This window comes from Nitrososphaera sp., assembly GCF_013388945.1.
Taxonomy (GTDB): domain Archaea; phylum Thermoproteota; class Nitrososphaeria; order Nitrososphaerales; family Nitrososphaeraceae; genus Nitrososphaera.
The window spans coordinates 21,466-36,484 of sequence record NZ_JACAEH010000031.1 but is presented as its reverse complement, the minus strand read 5'-3'; the positions used below and the strand labels follow the sequence as shown (position 1 = coordinate 36,484).

The following is a 15,019-nucleotide window of genomic DNA, read 5'->3' as shown; positions in this document are numbered from 1 at the left end:
TCCCGCGATTGCTTCTGCAAAATTTGTTGAGTTACTTTTTCTGATGAAGTTTTTTCTGAACGCGCTTTTCCCATTCGTTCTGGTCAAGCTGTCCATGCTCCTCTAGGATTTCTGCAAGCGCGGTTATCATGTTGTCGTGGATGTCAAGTTCACCAGCCACTTGATCAACCGTTCCAGTCTTGCTGATGTGTGTTTTTGGCTTTACCAGATATCCCCTTTCTGTCAGGTACGCGATAACGATGTTGCGAATAACCTCTGAGTCACCATCTCCGACCTGCCCCCTAAGCTCCTTGTCTATGACATTCCAGACCCCATCAGGTAGGGAAACAAGCGCCCGCCTCATGCCTTTACCTTTACCTGCATAGCGCTTGCTTCTATCTCTTTCTTTGTCTTTTGCTCGGTTGCCTTTTCGATAATCTGTTTCCAGCCCTTTATTTCCAAGCCCGCTGCCTGCGCGGGCGTCATTTTGATAGACTGGTGCTTTCTGCAAAAGTTGTAGTTGATGATATAGCCGTCAAGCAAGCTCTGCGCGCTTTCAAAGTTCTTTAGTCCGCGCATCGGATAAGTGCGGTCTTTCAGAGTGCCGTGTAAGCGCTCAACTATGTTGTTTGTTTCTCTTGCCCTTATGCCTACGCGCCTAACCCATTCTACCTGATCAACCTTGTAACGACTGTAAAAGACCTTGACTGCATCGTCGTATGCAAAGCTGCCATCGGTGAAAAAGGCGGTTGGCCTCTGCTTCTTGAGGGCCATCGTAAAGACCTTGCGAGCGTCTGCGCTTGTTCTGCCCTCACTCAACAGGCTTGCCACAATAAAGCGGGTATCTTCGTCTATCGTTTCCCAGAAGTATTTGCCGTCACCACCAACCTTGATTTCTGTTTCGTCGTGGTGGTACTTGCCTGAAAGCGCGGGCTTCAATGTTTCCACGTACTCTTTTGCAATTGTCGCGAAACGGTGGACCCAATAGTGTATCGTGGATTGCGATACTGATTCGCCAAAGATGTTTTCCAGCTGCTCTGCAGTCTTGCGCATGGAAAGACCGCCATAGTAAAGGTCGAGCGCGGTCACGATTGCGTGAGTGTTTATCCTCATTCTTGGAAGGCTGTCTGTCTCGTTAAAGTGGTGTTTGCAGTCCTTGCATTGCCAGCGCTGAAGCCCGAAGCGCTTGCCATGCTTGACTACTTGGCTTGAGTGACAAAACTTACACTCCATATCTATCATATATCATATGTATATCACCCTATATAGCTCTATCGGTTCTATATCAGAACTATATCAAATAGCCTTAAAAAAGGCCGGGCATAGCTAGAGGTGACTTTGCACGAGAAATTCGCATTGCTGCTTGCGGGAATCGTTCTTGTAGTCATTTCTTTCATTACCGCAGGTACTGCAGATTTCATCGGTCTTGAAAATGACCTAGGATTGCCGCAGACTGCCTTTATCGTTGGAATAATAGCCATCGTTGGATCAATCATCTGGATTATTCTTGACCGCTAATGCTTTCCTTAACCTGAATACCAAACCTGCTATTCCTGCCATTATTACTGCGCCGATGGTTATTCCAAGCACGATTCTTGTAATGGATTGGCTGCCAAATCCAAGCGCTACGACATAACCCAATGCAAATAGAGTCATTCCTAACGCTCCATAGATTATGGAATTTGGGAGGGAAGTCATCTACGAGAGCTGTTTGCCATGTACCTTAATCGAACAGTATCGCTTGGAAGGTGCGGGAAAATCAAATATACCTCACGCTCGCTTGCAATAGCGAACAAATGAAGACACCTTTCCAGAACTTTTGCGACAAAGCCGTATCGCTTGACCCTGCCATACGCTTTGTGGGGATTGCCGACGGCGACGGCAACCTGGTGGCGACTGCCGAGAGAAAGGGCCTCAAGCCCATCATGACGCCGGAAGAGCGCGCCCAGTACGCCATAACCGCCGCCACGCGCCAGTACACGCGCCTGCGCTGGGAATACCTCCTTGGCAAGATAGGCTACGCCTGCTCGTTCTATGCTAAACTTGTCCGCGCCACCATACCGATATCGCACGAAAACGGCCGGCTGGCATACGTCGTCCTGATGTCCTTTGACGTCAAGCACGGCGACAAGGTGCACGGCATCATCACGAAAAAGGTCCTGCCGCTCGTAAAGAAGAACAAGGCCAGCTTTATGAAGCGCGCCTAGGAACGCTTATCTAATGTCAAAGGCGACACTGCTCCATGCCTTTTGAGGACCTCGGCGAGTACGTTCAGGCGCTCGAGAAAGCAGGCGAGCTCAGGCGCGTCAGGGCAAAGGTAAGCGCCGACCTCGAAGTCGCCGAGATAATGCGCCGGCTCATGTACCAGAAAGACCAGCCGGCGGTGCTCTTTGAAAACGTCGAAGGCACAAGCATGCAGATCCTCGGCAACGCGTTTGGCACCATGAGGCGCCTGCAGATTGCGCTAGAATCCGACGACTTTACCGAGATAGGCACCCGCATCACGGAACTTACTCGCATGAAGATGCCGTCGGGGATGCTAAACAAGCTAAAGATGCTGCCCAAGCTGTCGGAGATCGGCGAGTACGGCCCCAAGTACGTCGACAGCGGGCCCGTCACAGAAATCGTGGAAACAGACAGGGCGTCCCTCAATTCTATGCCCGTGCTGAAATCGTTTGCAGGCGACGCCGGCAGGTTCATCACCTTTGGCATGACTGTCACAAAGCACCCCGAGACCGAGATACGCAACCTGGGCGTCTACAGAATCCAGATAATCGACGATAAACATGCGATAATGCACTGGCAGACCCACAAGCGCGGCGCCCAGCACTTCAAGATGCTAAAGGAGCAGAACAAGAAAATTGAAGTGGCAATTGTCATCGGCGCCGACCCTGCAACCGTGTTTTCTGCAGTCGCGCCGGTGCCGGAAGGCATGGACAAGTACCTTTTTGCCGGCATCGCCCGGAAAAAAGGAGTCAAGCTTGTGAAATGCAAGACCGTCGACCTGGAGGTGCCTGCAAACGCAGAGATTGTCCTTGAAGGATTCGTCGACCCAAACGACATGCGCATGGAAGGCCCCTTTGGCGACCACACCGGCTACTACACGCCGGCAGAGCCCTTCCCCACGTTCACGCTCACAGGCATCATGAGGCGCAAAAACCCCATCTACCTCACGACAGTCGTGGGCAAGCCGGTGCTCGAAGACGCGTACATCGGCAAGGTCATCGAGCGATCATTTCTGCCACTCATCCAGATGTTCCACCCGGAGGTTGTCGACTTTTCGATGCCGGGCGCCGGCTGGTTCCAGGGGCTTGCAATAATATCGATAAAAAAGACGTACCCCGGCCAGGCAAAGAAGGTGATGATGGGCCTGTGGGGCATGGGCCAGCTTGCGCTTACGAAAATGTTTGTCGTAGTCGACAGCGACGTGAACGTGCACGACATGGACGACGTTATCTGGGCGGTCACGACGCGCGCAGACCCGGCGCGGGACACGGTGATAATCGACAACGCGCCGACTGACACGCTTGACCCCGCGTCGCCCCTTGTCAACCTCGGCTCAAAGATGGGCATAGACGCGACCCAAAAGACGAGGGAGGAAGGCTACATGAGAGAGATCCAGCAGCTTGCAATAGTCGACGAAGAGACAAAGGCGCTTGTAGACAGGCGCTGGAAAGAATACTTTAGTGGTACCTGATTATCTGGTAGTTGTTGTCCCGCTCTGCAACCCTGTAGCCTGCCTGCTTGACAGCAGCGACTATCCTGTCTGACGTCAATTCGGTAGAGCGCGCGCCTGTTGCGCTCACCACCTCTTCTCCTATCAGGGTGCCTCCAAAGTCGTCGGCTCCGTGGTTCAATGCCAGCTGCGCCATGCCTATTCCGTTTGTCAGCCACGACGACTGCAAATGATCAATCAGCCCGCTGAGCATTATCCTTGAGATCGCAATCATCTTTAGCAGTTGCAGGCCGCCGGACGGGTATTTTATCAGACCGTCAGACTGCATCTCTGTTTTGTCAGGCTCAAAGCTCCACGGGATGAAGCACAAAAACCCGCCGGTCTTTTCCTGCAGCCTCATTATCTTGATTATGTGCCTTGCGCGCTCTTCCTCGGTCTCGACTGTTCCGTACATCATAGTCGCAACAGACTTCAGCCCGACCTGGTGGGCTTCTTCCATAATCCTGAGCCACTCGTCGCTCCTTATCTTGAGCGGGCTTATCACGTCCTTGACCCTGTCTTCAAGTATCTCGGCGCCTGCGCCGGCAAAGGTGTCCATGCCGGCTGCCTTTAGCCTTGACAATACTTCGCGTGTGCTGCTCCTTTCAACCTTGGCTATCATGTCGACTTCAGACGGCGACAGCCCGTGGATTGCGACTTGCGGCGTCTTTTGCTTTATGGCCCTGAACGCGTCTTCATAGTATTCTATCTTTAAGTTGGGGTTGTGGCCTCCCTGGAAGAGCACCTGCGTTATGCCAAACATCTCCCTCGAAGTCGCGACGCGCCTCACAATCTCTTCCTTTGGAACAGTGTACGATTCTTCGTGGCCGGGCGGCCTGTAAAAGGCGCAGAACTTGCAGTACGTGACGCAGACGTTGGTGTAGTTTAGTATGATGTTGTTGATAAAAGTCACAGTGTCGCCGAAAAGCCTCTGGCGCAGGATGCTTGCTGCAAGCCCCATGGAATACACGTCGTCCGATTTCACGAGCCGGATGCAGTCGTCAAGGCCAAGCCTCTTGCCGGCAAGTGCGCTGTCCAAGACATCTGATATGTCAGACTGTTTCATGAACTGCTGGAGCAGCCTTTCCTGCAAGCAAGGTTCGTGGGATTTTAATGATATTTAATCATTCTCGAGTTATCTTACTACCATGACGGTGCAGGACGCATAAGTGACTACGCCTTGGGCCACGCTCCCAAGCAGCATCTTTTTCAGCCTTGTCCTGCCCCTCGTGCCCATCACTATGAGGTCTGACTTTTTGTCTTCTGCGTAATTTACGATTGCTGCCGCAACCCCGTGCGAGCCGTTGAGCACCTCTGTGCTTATCTTGATGTCACTTTTGGCCGCCCTCTCCTTGACCTTCTCGAGCAGGTCCTTTGCCTCCTTCCTGCTTTCAGACACTATCTTGTCGAAGCCGCCCCCGCCAGGTCCGAGAGGAAGCGCGGTTGGCACCGTGCTGACGCTGACAGCTGTCAGTCTTGCCCTGTCGCTTTTTGCCATCTCTATTGCGACATCAAGCGCCCCTTGCGCCGACGCCGAGCCGTCGTACGCGACCAGGATATTTGAAAACGGCCTGCCTTGAGCCATGAACAAGAGTCCTGAAATTGCGATATAACCCTATTTCAGGTATATCTGCAACAGGTGCATATATCATAAAAATCAAGGACTGCAGATCCAAACCTAAATTTATAACACCATAGGGGGTAGTAACCCCGTTGCAGTCAGTAGACGCCGCCGGCAAAGAGGGCGGGACGGCCGCGCTTGAAAAGGCACTAACTGGAGAGGAGCTGACCTACGACGACGGCGTCCAGCTCATGAAGGAGGAGAACCTCTTTTTGCTGGGCGCAGCAGCAGACAAACTTAGGCGCGACCTGTGCGGCAACACAGTCACTTTTGTTTCATCATACTACCTGAATTACACAAACGTGTGCGCGGCAAGCTGTCCGCTGTGCGCGTTCTACCGCAAGGGCAACGAGGACGACGCGTACACACTCTCTACAGATCAAATAGTCGCAAGGGCAAAGATAGCGATTGAGCAGATGGGCGCGACAGAGCTCCACATAGTAGGAGGCTTTCACCCCAAGCTCGGACTTGACTATTACGAGGACATGATGAGGGCCATAAAATCAGCGTACCCGAAAGTGACGATAAAGGCGTTCACGCCGGCAGAGATATTTTTCATAGCACGCCTGACGCACAACTCTGTCAAGGAAGTTCTCATACGCCTGAAAAGCGCGGGCTTGGACGCGCTGCCGGGAGGCGGCGCCGAGATATTCCACCCAGAGACGCGCAAGAAGATAGTCGTTGGCAAGTGCTCCGGCGACGAGTGGCTCGACACCGCAAGGCAGGCGCACGAGCTTGGAATAAGGAGCAACTGCACGATGCTCTTTGGGCACGTCGAAAAGCCAGAGCACATAGTCGACCACGTCATCAGGATACGCGAGCTCCACAAAAAGACCGGCGGCTTTACCACCTTTATCCCGCTAAAGTTCAGCCTTGAAAACACAGAGCTGGAGCAGAAGGGGCTGATAACTGCAGAGAGCCCATCCACCTACGACCTCCGCGTGATTGCAGTGTCGCGCCTGCTTCTTGGCAACGTGCTCAAGAACCTGTCTGTGTACTGGGTGGCGCTTGGAAAAAAGATAGCGCAGGTCGCTCTCTCGTACGGCGGAAACGACATGGTTGGAACGGCGTATTCTGAGGAGATATTCAAGGCCGCAGGCAAGGAGTCCGGCACCTCGCTGCAGGAGCTGGCAAGCATGGTGAGGGAGATAAAGCGCGTGCCGGCCCAGCGTGACACGTTTTTCAACATCATCCGAAGGTTGGACTGAGCCCGGGATTTTCCGCGATTTTTAATATATGCAATTTTGCCCGTGCAATGTCAACTAAACTTAAAGCGCTCGGCGGCATCGCGTAGTCGTTGGTCCCGCGCAAGGGCAGACCAGTTCTGTGGGAGGAGCTTTCTTGGAAGGATGTCGACAAGCTTACAAAGACCATGAAGATGGCGATAATCCCGACAGCAGCATGCGAGCAGCACGGGCCCCACCTGCCGCTTGCCGTCGACACGATTGACTTCTACGAAGTTGCCAAGCGCGTGTCTGCAAGGACCGGGGTGCCAGTTGTGCCGCCTCTCATTTACGGATGTTCGCAGAGCCACGGCGACTTTCCCGGCACGCTTTCAATCAGGCCCGACACCATGATGTGCATGATATGCGAGATTGCCGAGTGGCTGTACCGGAGCAGGATAAGGAAGGTCCTGATACTGAACGGCCACATGTGGAACTGGGGCCCGATATACTCTGCTAGGGAGAACCTGCGCTACGACCTGCCAGACATGCAGGTGCGCGTGCTCAACTGGTGGGAGACGACGCCGCAGACGATGGCAAAACTTGTGGAAGACTGTCCCGCGTTTCCGTCGTACATCCACGCCAACATAGCCGAGACTGCCTGTGTTCTGGCGGCAAGGCCGGACCTCGTGGACATGAAGCAGGCAGTCGACGAGGACGACTATCCCACGTTTTTCGAGTACAGGATGGACGATTATTCAAAGACAGGCGTGGTGGGCCGAGGCGCGACAAAGGCAACAGCCGAGCTTGGCGAAAAGATCTTTTCAATGGTCGTAGACGCGCTCGTGCCGATGGTCGAAAAGGCGCTTGCCGAAGGGAACCCGCGGAGGAGAAAGAGGTGAGCAAGCGCACACTTGCAATAGTAAATGTTGCAGCGCTTGCTGCAATGCTCGTTGGCGTGCTGAACCTCATCGTGTTTCGGGAGGTCTGGGTTCTGGCAGCCGCCACGGTCTTTATCGTGGCACTTGCGGTGTATTCTGTGAGGGAAAAGCGCAAGCTCTCGGGAAAACCTGCGAACAGCTAGTCTATACTTTTCTGCGCCTGCATATATATGAAATTCAACTTTTCTATGATATATGAAGTGTTTTTGTGTCGAAATGAAATACGCTTATAAGTTTTCAAAGGCACCCTTTTCCAAAATTGGAAAGGCTGGACAAGAAGGGCAACTCCAAGGTGGACAGGCCCAAAAACGCCACAGTGTGCATCGCGGTTCCGTCGCTTCGGCTCTATGAAAAACTCAAGGACGCCAAGAGCGCGCTCGACTCGTTCGGGGTGGAAAGCGACGTGTGCATAGTTGCCGCGCACTGGGCGCCCAAGAAAACATTGCGCTTTATCGCAGAGATAGAGTCCAAGGGGTATGAAGTGATAATAGCAGCCGCCGACGGATCGGCCCATCTGCCTGGTATGATAGCTTCTCTCACCAGCATACCGGTGATAGGCGTGCCTCTGAGCAACGACGCGCTTGACGGCATGGACTCGCTTTTGTCAATAGTCCAGATGCCCCGGGGCGTGCCGGTCGGCACGATGGCGATAAATTCGGCCTTTAATGCAGGCGTGTTTGCCTGCCAGATACTTGCGCTGAAATACCCGTCGCTTCGCGACAGGTTGGCGCGGCACAAGCAGTCGATGGAAGAAGTGGTCGAGTCAGAAGACGCACGCGTAAAGAAATCCATCCCGAGCACGTAGATTCTGCAGGTATTTTCCAAAAAAGCGGCTTCATTCGTCCTTTACGCAGTATATCATAAAATGCAAAAATTGACATAAATGTTGATTCTTGCATTTCTTTATTTATAATTTGAAGGCAAAATTACAAGAAACAGGCTTATATCATTCGTTCAGTTCAAAATCTTTGAGATGGTTGAGCAGGAAGAATATGCTGAACGTCCTGTCCCTGAACACGCCCGGCTCGGATTTGTGAAACCCGCGCTGGTGTGGGCCGGATTCACATACGCGTACATCTGCATTTTCATAGGCAGCCAGATAATGGGCGGCCTTGGCGCGCCGATGGGATACGCCGCGATAATTGCGGGCCAGCTGTTCCTGTTCGTGTACGCCGGATTTATCGGCCACAAGGGCTCGACACTTGGATTGAACTTTTCCATGATGTCAAAAGCCGCGTTTGGAAGGTACGCGTACGCGCTCCCGGTGCTGATGATTGCAGGACTTGTGACCGGCTGGTATGCATTCCAGGCTTGGCTTGCGGCAGACCTGATGGTCGGGTTGTACGGCGGCCAGTCCTTTAACGCGGGCGTCGGCAACGGCGCGCTCGGAGACGGCATATTTGCGACGACCGGATTTTGGGCCGGCGTCTTTGCGATAGTGTTTGGCATGTTTGCAGTATATGGCATAAGGGCCATGGCATGGATGGGCCGGTTCGCCGTGGTGTCGGTCACCATCCTTGCCGGGTGGATGATCTACTCTATCCTCAATGTCGTGGCGGCCGAGACAGGAGGCAACTGGCTGAGCTCATCGCCCATAGGCGAGCCCTGGACGTTTGCGCTTGGATTCACGGCGTCGGTTGGCACGTTCATAGTAAGCGCGACCATGACAAGCGACTTTACCCGGTGGACCAAAAGCGCCAAGCAGTCATGGGGCGTCACCATGGTGGCATTCCCGATAGCAAACCTGCTGATGCTCATGACAGGGGCGATATTCACCGCAGTTGCCGGCGAGCTGGACTTTTTCTTCGGGCTCAGTACGCTTGCGCTTGGCATACCCATCATGATAATCCAGTGGGCAAGCAACGGCTCGACGTGCGACGGGTGCATGTACAACGCGACGCAGGGCTTCAAAAACGTGGCCTACTACCTTTCCGGCAAGAAAGTCTCTATCACTTGGAAGAAGGTCGCGTACGTCGTCATGATAGCCGGGACTGCAGTCGCCGCTGCAAACCTTCTCACAAGCATCGTGCCGTGGCTGCTTTTGCTCGGTACGGTGGTGCCGCTTGTCGGAGGTATCTTGATAGGGCACTTTTGGATAGTCGCCCGCAAGAGCACCCCTGAAGAGATCCTACTTGCAGCTGACAAGAAGATAAACGGACCTGCCGTGGCGGGCTTTATGGTGGGACTTGCCATAGCGGTTGCAATCCAGGTGTATGTGCCGGATCTGCCCGCCGTCCTGGGAGGCCTTATAGGCGGAGTAGGCGTATATCCCGCAGTGGCATACGCGACAGGGTATTGCAAGAACGGCCGGCTCACTCCAAAGGGGCTTGGCACGGAAGCGTCTTCTGGCACTTCTGGCGCCAGGGGCCAGCCGCACACGCCAGAGGCCCCGGGCGGCACCTCGGGCATGCGGGCCAGCAGGGTGGACAAAATAGCCGAGTTCCTCATGCCGTGGTTCTCGTCGCAGAAGGGAGGGGTCTAGGTGACTGCAAAAGGCAGCGTGCCAGAGACCTCTGTGCCGAACAAGGACTTTACCGCGGCTGCAAGAGAAGAGATCCTCCGGCGAGTCGAGCAGGACTACGAGGAGTTCAAGAAGACCAAGACCTTCAAGTTCCCCACGTGGCTCTACGGCCCGCCCCGGGGCAGGCTGTTCAAGGTTGAGGTGGAGGACTGCCCGCGCATGGGCGACAGGGCCTGGGTCGAGTTTGATTCTGCGCGGACAGCCTTTGTCAGCATCGACATGCAGATCGACTTTTGCGGGCCCAAGGGCTACGTCGACGTGATGGGCTACGACCTCGGGCTCACGTCTGCCCCGATAAAGCCCATCCATTATGTCCTGCACAACATACGCAACCGCACGGACATCAAGGTCATTCACACGCGCGAGGGCCACCTTCCGGATCTTTCAGACGCGCCGTACAACAAGGTGCTACGCAGCAAGATAATCGGAAACGGTGTGGGGATAGGCGACCAGCCCAAGGGCGGCCTCGGCAAGCTGCTTGTCAGGGGCGAGAAGAACTGGGACATCATCGACGACCTCTATCCGATACCGGGCGAGTACGTCGTGGACAAGGCCGGCAAGGGGGCGTTTGGGCAGAGCAACATGCCCCTCTTGCTCAAGAACCTGGGCATCACGCACCTTGTTATAACGGGCATAACTACAGACGTGTGCGTCCACACAATAATGCGGGAAGCCAACGATTATGGCTACTGGTGCCTGCTCCTGAAGGACGGGACCGGCGCGACGGACTTTGGCAACTACCAGGCGGCGTTAAAGCAGATCAAGATGCAGGGCGGCGTGTTTGGCTGGGTCTCGGACTCGAAGCGGTTCATCGACGGCGTCATGACCGCGTTCAAGTAATCTGTAAACTACGCACCGGCTGATCATGGCTATATAGCGGAACACTGTTTCGGCTAGAGGGGAACGGGCTTGGCGGAATCTGCGATACTGCACCTGCTGATAACGCTGGCGATGCTGCTCTTTGCCGCCAAGCTGCTTGCAAGCCTGATGCGCAAGATAGGCCAGCCTGTGGTCCTGGGAGAGATAATCGCAGGCATCATAATAAGCCCGTTTGCTCTGGGCGGCATACCGGTCTTTGACGGCCAGCCGCTTGTAGTTCTCGATGAGACGGTGCTCCAGATAGGCGAGATAGCGGCCATTGTCATACTTTTCGTGGCAGGCATGAACACCACACCCCGCGAGTTCATGAGGCTTGGCGCGCCCTCTTTCACGGTGGGAGCGCTCGGCGTGATAGCGCCATTCTTTGTGGGCTACTTTGTGTTCGTGGCGCTCGGCGTAGCAGTTCTCCCTGCCATCATTGTCGCAACCGCGCTCACTGCAACAAGCATAGCCATCTCTGTGCAGGTGCTAAACGAGCTCGGCAGGCTGCAGTCGCGGGAAGGCCGGCTGATACTTGGCGCGGCCGTTGCAGACGACGTGCTTGGCATAGCTGTGCTCTCCGTCGTCCTTACCATGGTAAACACCGGGGAGGTCAGCGCCGACATTGGCAACGTCGTTTTTCTGCTGTTGCAGGTCCTCGGGATATACGCTGCCATCTTGGTTGCGTCGGTCTACGTCGTGCCCCGGTTTCTCAACTCGCGCCTCTGGAAGCCGCACGGAAGCGCCGAAGCGGCTGCAACCGCGGCGTGCTTTGCCATATCAGGCGCAGCAGCCGCGGCCGGACTTTCACCCATTGTCGGCGCATTTGCCGCCGGCATGGCAGTGACTGCGTCTAAAGTGTTCCACAAGATCCGCGAGTTTGCAGAAAAACTGGAGATAGTCTTTGCGCCGCTGTTCTTTGCAATAATCGGCGCGCAGGTCGACCTTCGCGGCGTGAACCAGGAGGTGATGGTACTTGCAGGCGTCGTGATAGCAATAGCCGTCGTCACAAAGCTTGCAGGCTGCGGCCTCCCGTCCATGCTTTTCCTGAAAAATAGGAACAAGGCTATGAAAGTCGGCATCGGCATGATCTCGCGGGGCGAGGTAGGCCTCATTGTTGCAGCTGCAGGCGCGTCTGCCGGCGTGCTTTCGGGCAACCTGTACACCACAGTAGTAATCATGGTTGCAGTCAGCACGATAATCACGCCTGTCTGGCTCAAGATTGCCTACCGGAAGGACCCACCCGAGCCGGCGGCAGCGGTTGAACAGCAGGCCAAATGAAAGGATATTACGTACTTGGCGTACATTACTGAAAAAGCGGGGGATGGTTGCTTACGAAGATAGCGCGAGTGGTCAACGAAGGCAAGGAGACCTACGCCCTTGTCAGCCCCGACGGCATGATGGCCGCCACAAGGGCCGAGCTTGAAAAGCAGTCTGGCCTGAAGCTTCCGGCCTCACTTGAAGATTTTGTCTTTGCCGGACACGCCCAGAAACTGGCGTCGCACAGGATATCCTTCAAGCGCGACCTTGCCTCGCTCAGCCTCCTGCAGCCGATAGCGAGAACCTTCAAGATCATCTGCCTCTCGTTCAACTACTCTGATCAGGCAAGCTGGGTGCGTTTTGGCAAGAGCCCGCCAAAAGATCCTGTCGTGTAGCTGAAGCCAAGGACGAGCCTGTGTGGGCCATACAGCGACATCGCCTGCCCGCGCTTTGTCACGCAGCTTGACTACGAAGGCGAGCTTGCGCTTGTTATCGGCAAAGAGTGCCGCAAGGTCCCGGAGGCAGCCGCGGCCGGCTACGTGGCCGGCTACTTTGTCATAAACGACGTGTCTGCGCGTGACATTCAGTTCATAGACAAGCAGTACACGCGCGCAAAGGGCTTTGACACTTTTGGTCCGTGCGGCCCGTGGCTCACGACTCCAGACGAGATTTCAGACCCGTGCAACCTGCGACTCACTACCAGGGTGAACGGCGAGTTGCGACAGGACTCGTCGACCAGCAACCTCGTCCTGAAAATAGGCAGGATAATAAGCAGCCTGAGCAGGGTGATGACGCTGGAGCCGGGAGACATCATTTCCACCGGCACACCTTCAGGTACCGTGCTTTCGCTCTCGTCGCACGTCAAGTATCTGCAACACGGCGACGTGGTGGAAGTGGAAATAGAAAAGCTGGGGAAGATAAGAAACCGCGTCGTTTTCACGGACTAGGGGCTGCCGGCAAGCTCCGGCCCGAGCCTGAGCTCGAGGCTTTTCCTGAAGCCCTTTTTCAAGGTGATGAACACCGTGTTGCATCTGGCCAGACTGGGAAGCAGTCCTCTCTCTACCCAGATGGGAAAGCCATAGCTGTTGTCCTTTACCACGAAAAGCTCGTTTGGCTCTTTTTCTACAAGTTTCACCTTCGGCTCGAATTTGAGCCTCCTTGTGGTGTAGCTCATCACTATCCCTGATACGTCGCGGTACAGGATCAGGTTTGGCCTCCTCATCTTTTTCCCATTGATATAGTCCATCGCCTCCTGCGAAACGACGATGCTGGCCATCAGAGATTGATTGCCATCGCAATCGTATAAGGGATTCTGGTCATGCCTGTCGCTCAAGTCTTGCCCTGTAGGCAGCAAGGATCGCCTTTACAAGATCGGGCGCGTCCTTTTCATGGTGTTTTAGAGAATCTATGACGCACCTGGCGCCCTCTTTTGTAGGGATAGAGATCTCGCCAAAGTCACCTCCCGGCACAAACTCGACGCCACTGTCGGGACAGAGCTCTTTTGCGCGCTCAGCGACCTTTTGGAGCCAGGCGGATATCGCCGCCGGCACCAAGCTGCCTGTAATGCTTTCCATGTAGTCGCCTATCTGCTCAGGCCTCTCATCTAGCAACGGCACCGGTGAGTGTCTCTTGTATAAAAAATGGGCAGTCACGTTCTAGAAAATGAAGTACGTGGGATTTGCTTAAAAGCGATAACTGCGTTCTAGAGGACAATGGCTACGCAGAGAGGGCTGTACTATGCTGCAGCAGGCGCGACGGCCATAGCCGGGATACTGCACCTGACGCTGGTCCCGAACTTTCTGAACTTCAACCCAAACGGCGCAATACTGTTCCTGGTGGGAGGGATAGCGCAGCTGTTCTGGGTCGTGCCCATGGTAAGGCGCTGGGGCAGGCCGTGGTATGCCGGAGGAATCGGCGGAACGGCAGTGCTCATCGCAATATGGGTCATCACCAGGATGGAAGGCAACCCGATAACCGGCAGGGGCCTCAACGTGAACGAGATGGGAATGGCAGTAGAAGCGCTGCAGGTAGCGTTCATCGGCCTTGCCGCAGCGATACTTGCAATGGAATCAAAGGTAGTGATGAAAAAGCAGGTCTAGACCACTTCGACTTGCACGTCGGAGTGGACAAACCCTTTTTCTTTTGCCATCAAAAACATTTTCTCGATTGCCTTTCTGCCCGACGGCCCCATGTCGCGGGTGATGTCGTTTACGTACATCCTGACAAACCTTGCAATCGTTTCCCGGGGCTGGCCGCGGGCGTACTGCATTGCGTAATCTACGGCGGCGTCCATGTTTTCCAGACCGAATTCAATTGACTGCACAAAAAGATCGCTGAACTCTTTTAATTGATTCGCAGTCATCGTGCGCTTGCTTGCGACATTGATTCCAAGCGGCACGGGAAGACCGCCTGTCTGCGAGTCCCACCAGGGACCTAATTCCAACACGCCGTCAAACTTTGTCCTGTCGTAGGTTATCTGCGCCTCGTGAATGACAAGGCCGGCGTCAACCTTGCCCGAAAGCACAGCATCGGGTATGGTCTCAAACGACACCTCGACCTCCTTAAAGTCGCCGACTGCAAGCTTTAACAAAAGGTTGGCAGAAGTCATCCTGCCCGGTATGGCTACCCTGGCGTTTTTCAGCCTGTCGGCTGTGATGCCGCTGCCCTTTTTCGCAATCACCACCGGCCCGTAGTTCAGCCCAAAGCTCCCGCCGCCCCGCAAAATGACATAGTCTGAAAGATAGGCGTACGCGTGGGCAGACACCGCAGTAACGTCAAGCTCGTGCGCAAGCGCGCGCCTGTTCAACGTTTCAATATCTTCAATCACGTGCTTTATCGTGAAATTGCTAGACGAGACCTTGCCGGAGGCAAACCCGTAGAACATGAACGCGTCGTCGGCGTCCGGCGTGTGCCCGAGGGTTATCTCCATGCGGGAGAAAGCGGGCGTGGGGCACTATTAAA

The 15,019-nt window shown here is 54.7% G+C and carries 21 protein-coding genes; 13 read left to right on the top strand and 8 right to left on the bottom strand.

Features of this window, described 5'->3' with window-relative positions; translation table 11 throughout:
• Positions 1 to 31 precede the first annotated feature (31 nt).
• Entirely contained in the window at positions 32 to 343 is a 312-nt protein-coding gene (locus tag HXY31_RS12230; protein WP_292643423.1) for a hypothetical protein, read from the bottom strand.
• Positions 340 to 1,092: an IS6 family transposase gene (locus tag HXY31_RS12225; protein WP_292643421.1), complete on the bottom strand. Its 753-nt coding sequence runs from the start codon at positions 1,090 to 1,092 to the stop codon at positions 340 to 342. Before HXY31_RS12225 ends, HXY31_RS12230 begins: the two co-directional genes overlap by 4 nt.
• Before the next feature lie 225 nt (positions 1,093 to 1,317).
• Between HXY31_RS12225 and HXY31_RS12220 the strand changes: the two genes are divergently transcribed.
• Entirely contained in the window at positions 1,318 to 1,497 is a 180-nt protein-coding gene (locus HXY31_RS12220; RefSeq protein ID WP_292643420.1) for a hypothetical protein, read from the top strand.
• Here HXY31_RS12220 and HXY31_RS12215 read toward each other — a convergent pair.
• A complete protein-coding gene (locus HXY31_RS12215; protein ID WP_292643418.1) occupies positions 1,468 to 1,677 on the bottom strand; it encodes a hypothetical protein in 210 nt (69 codons plus the stop codon). The two genes, HXY31_RS12220 and HXY31_RS12215, sit on opposite strands and share 30 nt — an antisense overlap.
• Before the next feature lie 98 nt (positions 1,678 to 1,775).
• On the opposite strand from HXY31_RS12215, the gene HXY31_RS12210 reads away from it, so the two are divergent.
• Positions 1,776 to 2,186: a PDC sensor domain-containing protein gene (locus tag HXY31_RS12210; protein ID WP_292643416.1), complete on the top strand. Its 411-nt coding sequence runs from the start codon at positions 1,776 to 1,778 to the stop codon at positions 2,184 to 2,186.
• A gap of 35 nt (positions 2,187 to 2,221) precedes the next feature.
• A complete protein-coding gene (locus HXY31_RS12205) occupies positions 2,222 to 3,676 on the top strand; it encodes a menaquinone biosynthesis decarboxylase (protein ID WP_292643414.1) in 1,455 nt (484 codons plus the stop codon).
• Here the strand turns inward: HXY31_RS12205 and mqnC are convergent.
• Positions 3,663 to 4,760, bottom strand: coding sequence for a cyclic dehypoxanthinyl futalosine synthase (mqnC, locus tag HXY31_RS12200; RefSeq protein WP_342816311.1), 1,098 nt, complete (start codon positions 4,758 to 4,760; stop codon positions 3,663 to 3,665). The genes HXY31_RS12205 and mqnC overlap by 14 nt on opposite strands.
• Before the next feature lie 69 nt (positions 4,761 to 4,829).
• Positions 4,830 to 5,279, bottom strand: a complete 450-nt coding sequence (locus HXY31_RS12195) for a universal stress protein (RefSeq protein WP_292643410.1) — start codon at positions 5,277 to 5,279, stop codon at positions 4,830 to 4,832.
• A 128-nt stretch (positions 5,280 to 5,407) separates the two neighbouring features.
• Between HXY31_RS12195 and HXY31_RS12190 the strand changes: the two genes are divergently transcribed.
• The 9 genes from HXY31_RS12190 to HXY31_RS12150 all read left to right on the top strand — a co-directional run bounded on the left by HXY31_RS12190 (position 5,408) and on the right by HXY31_RS12150 (position 13,005).
• Complete coding sequence (locus tag HXY31_RS12190) at positions 5,408 to 6,523, top strand: radical SAM protein (RefSeq protein WP_292643408.1); 1,116 nt, start codon at positions 5,408 to 5,410, stop codon at positions 6,521 to 6,523.
• 89 nt (positions 6,524 to 6,612) lie between these two features.
• Positions 6,613 to 7,380, top strand: a complete 768-nt coding sequence (locus HXY31_RS12185) for a creatininase family protein (RefSeq protein WP_292643406.1) — start codon at positions 6,613 to 6,615, stop codon at positions 7,378 to 7,380.
• Entirely contained in the window at positions 7,377 to 7,562 is a 186-nt protein-coding gene (locus HXY31_RS12180; RefSeq protein WP_292643404.1) for a hypothetical protein, read from the top strand. The genes HXY31_RS12185 and HXY31_RS12180 overlap by 4 nt, the downstream gene beginning before the upstream one ends.
• 116 nt (positions 7,563 to 7,678) lie before the next feature.
• The gene (gene purE, locus HXY31_RS12175; RefSeq protein WP_292643402.1) at positions 7,679 to 8,224 is read left to right on the top strand and encodes a 5-(carboxyamino)imidazole ribonucleotide mutase; all 546 of its coding nucleotides are present in this window, start codon (positions 7,679 to 7,681) and stop codon (positions 8,222 to 8,224) included.
• A gap of 168 nt (positions 8,225 to 8,392) precedes the next feature.
• Complete coding sequence (locus tag HXY31_RS12170) at positions 8,393 to 9,901, top strand: cytosine permease (protein ID WP_292643400.1); 1,509 nt, start codon at positions 8,393 to 8,395, stop codon at positions 9,899 to 9,901.
• Between the two features lie 198 nt (positions 9,902 to 10,099).
• Positions 10,100 to 10,780: an isochorismatase family cysteine hydrolase gene (locus tag HXY31_RS12165; protein WP_342816312.1), complete on the top strand. Its 681-nt coding sequence runs from the start codon at positions 10,100 to 10,102 to the stop codon at positions 10,778 to 10,780.
• Positions 10,781 to 10,849: 69 nt separating this feature from the next.
• Positions 10,850 to 12,079, top strand: coding sequence for a cation:proton antiporter (locus HXY31_RS12160; protein ID WP_292643396.1), 1,230 nt, complete (start codon positions 10,850 to 10,852; stop codon positions 12,077 to 12,079).
• A 68-nt stretch (positions 12,080 to 12,147) separates the two neighbouring features.
• Complete coding sequence (locus tag HXY31_RS12155; protein WP_292643394.1) at positions 12,148 to 12,453, top strand: hypothetical protein; 306 nt, start codon at positions 12,148 to 12,150, stop codon at positions 12,451 to 12,453.
• Entirely contained in the window at positions 12,454 to 13,005 is a 552-nt protein-coding gene (locus tag HXY31_RS12150; RefSeq protein ID WP_292643449.1) for a fumarylacetoacetate hydrolase family protein, read from the top strand.
• Here the strand turns inward: HXY31_RS12150 and HXY31_RS12145 are convergent.
• The gene (locus HXY31_RS12145; protein WP_292643392.1) at positions 13,002 to 13,334 is read right to left on the bottom strand and encodes a hypothetical protein; all 333 of its coding nucleotides are present in this window, start codon (positions 13,332 to 13,334) and stop codon (positions 13,002 to 13,004) included. The two genes, HXY31_RS12150 and HXY31_RS12145, sit on opposite strands and share 4 nt — an antisense overlap.
• 40 nt (positions 13,335 to 13,374) lie before the next feature.
• Complete coding sequence (locus tag HXY31_RS12140) at positions 13,375 to 13,668, bottom strand: hypothetical protein (protein ID WP_292643389.1); 294 nt, start codon at positions 13,666 to 13,668, stop codon at positions 13,375 to 13,377.
• Positions 13,669 to 13,770: 102 nt separating this feature from the next.
• Here HXY31_RS12140 and HXY31_RS12135 point away from each other — a divergent pair, with 102 nt between their 5' ends.
• The gene (locus HXY31_RS12135; RefSeq protein WP_292643387.1) at positions 13,771 to 14,157 is read left to right on the top strand and encodes a hypothetical protein; all 387 of its coding nucleotides are present in this window, start codon (positions 13,771 to 13,773) and stop codon (positions 14,155 to 14,157) included.
• On the opposite strand, the gene HXY31_RS12130 is transcribed toward HXY31_RS12135, so the two are convergent.
• Positions 14,154 to 14,987: an MqnA/MqnD/SBP family protein gene (locus tag HXY31_RS12130; protein ID WP_292643385.1), complete on the bottom strand. Its 834-nt coding sequence runs from the start codon at positions 14,985 to 14,987 to the stop codon at positions 14,154 to 14,156. The genes HXY31_RS12135 and HXY31_RS12130 overlap by 4 nt on opposite strands.
• Between the last annotated feature and the right edge of the window lie 32 nt (positions 14,988 to 15,019).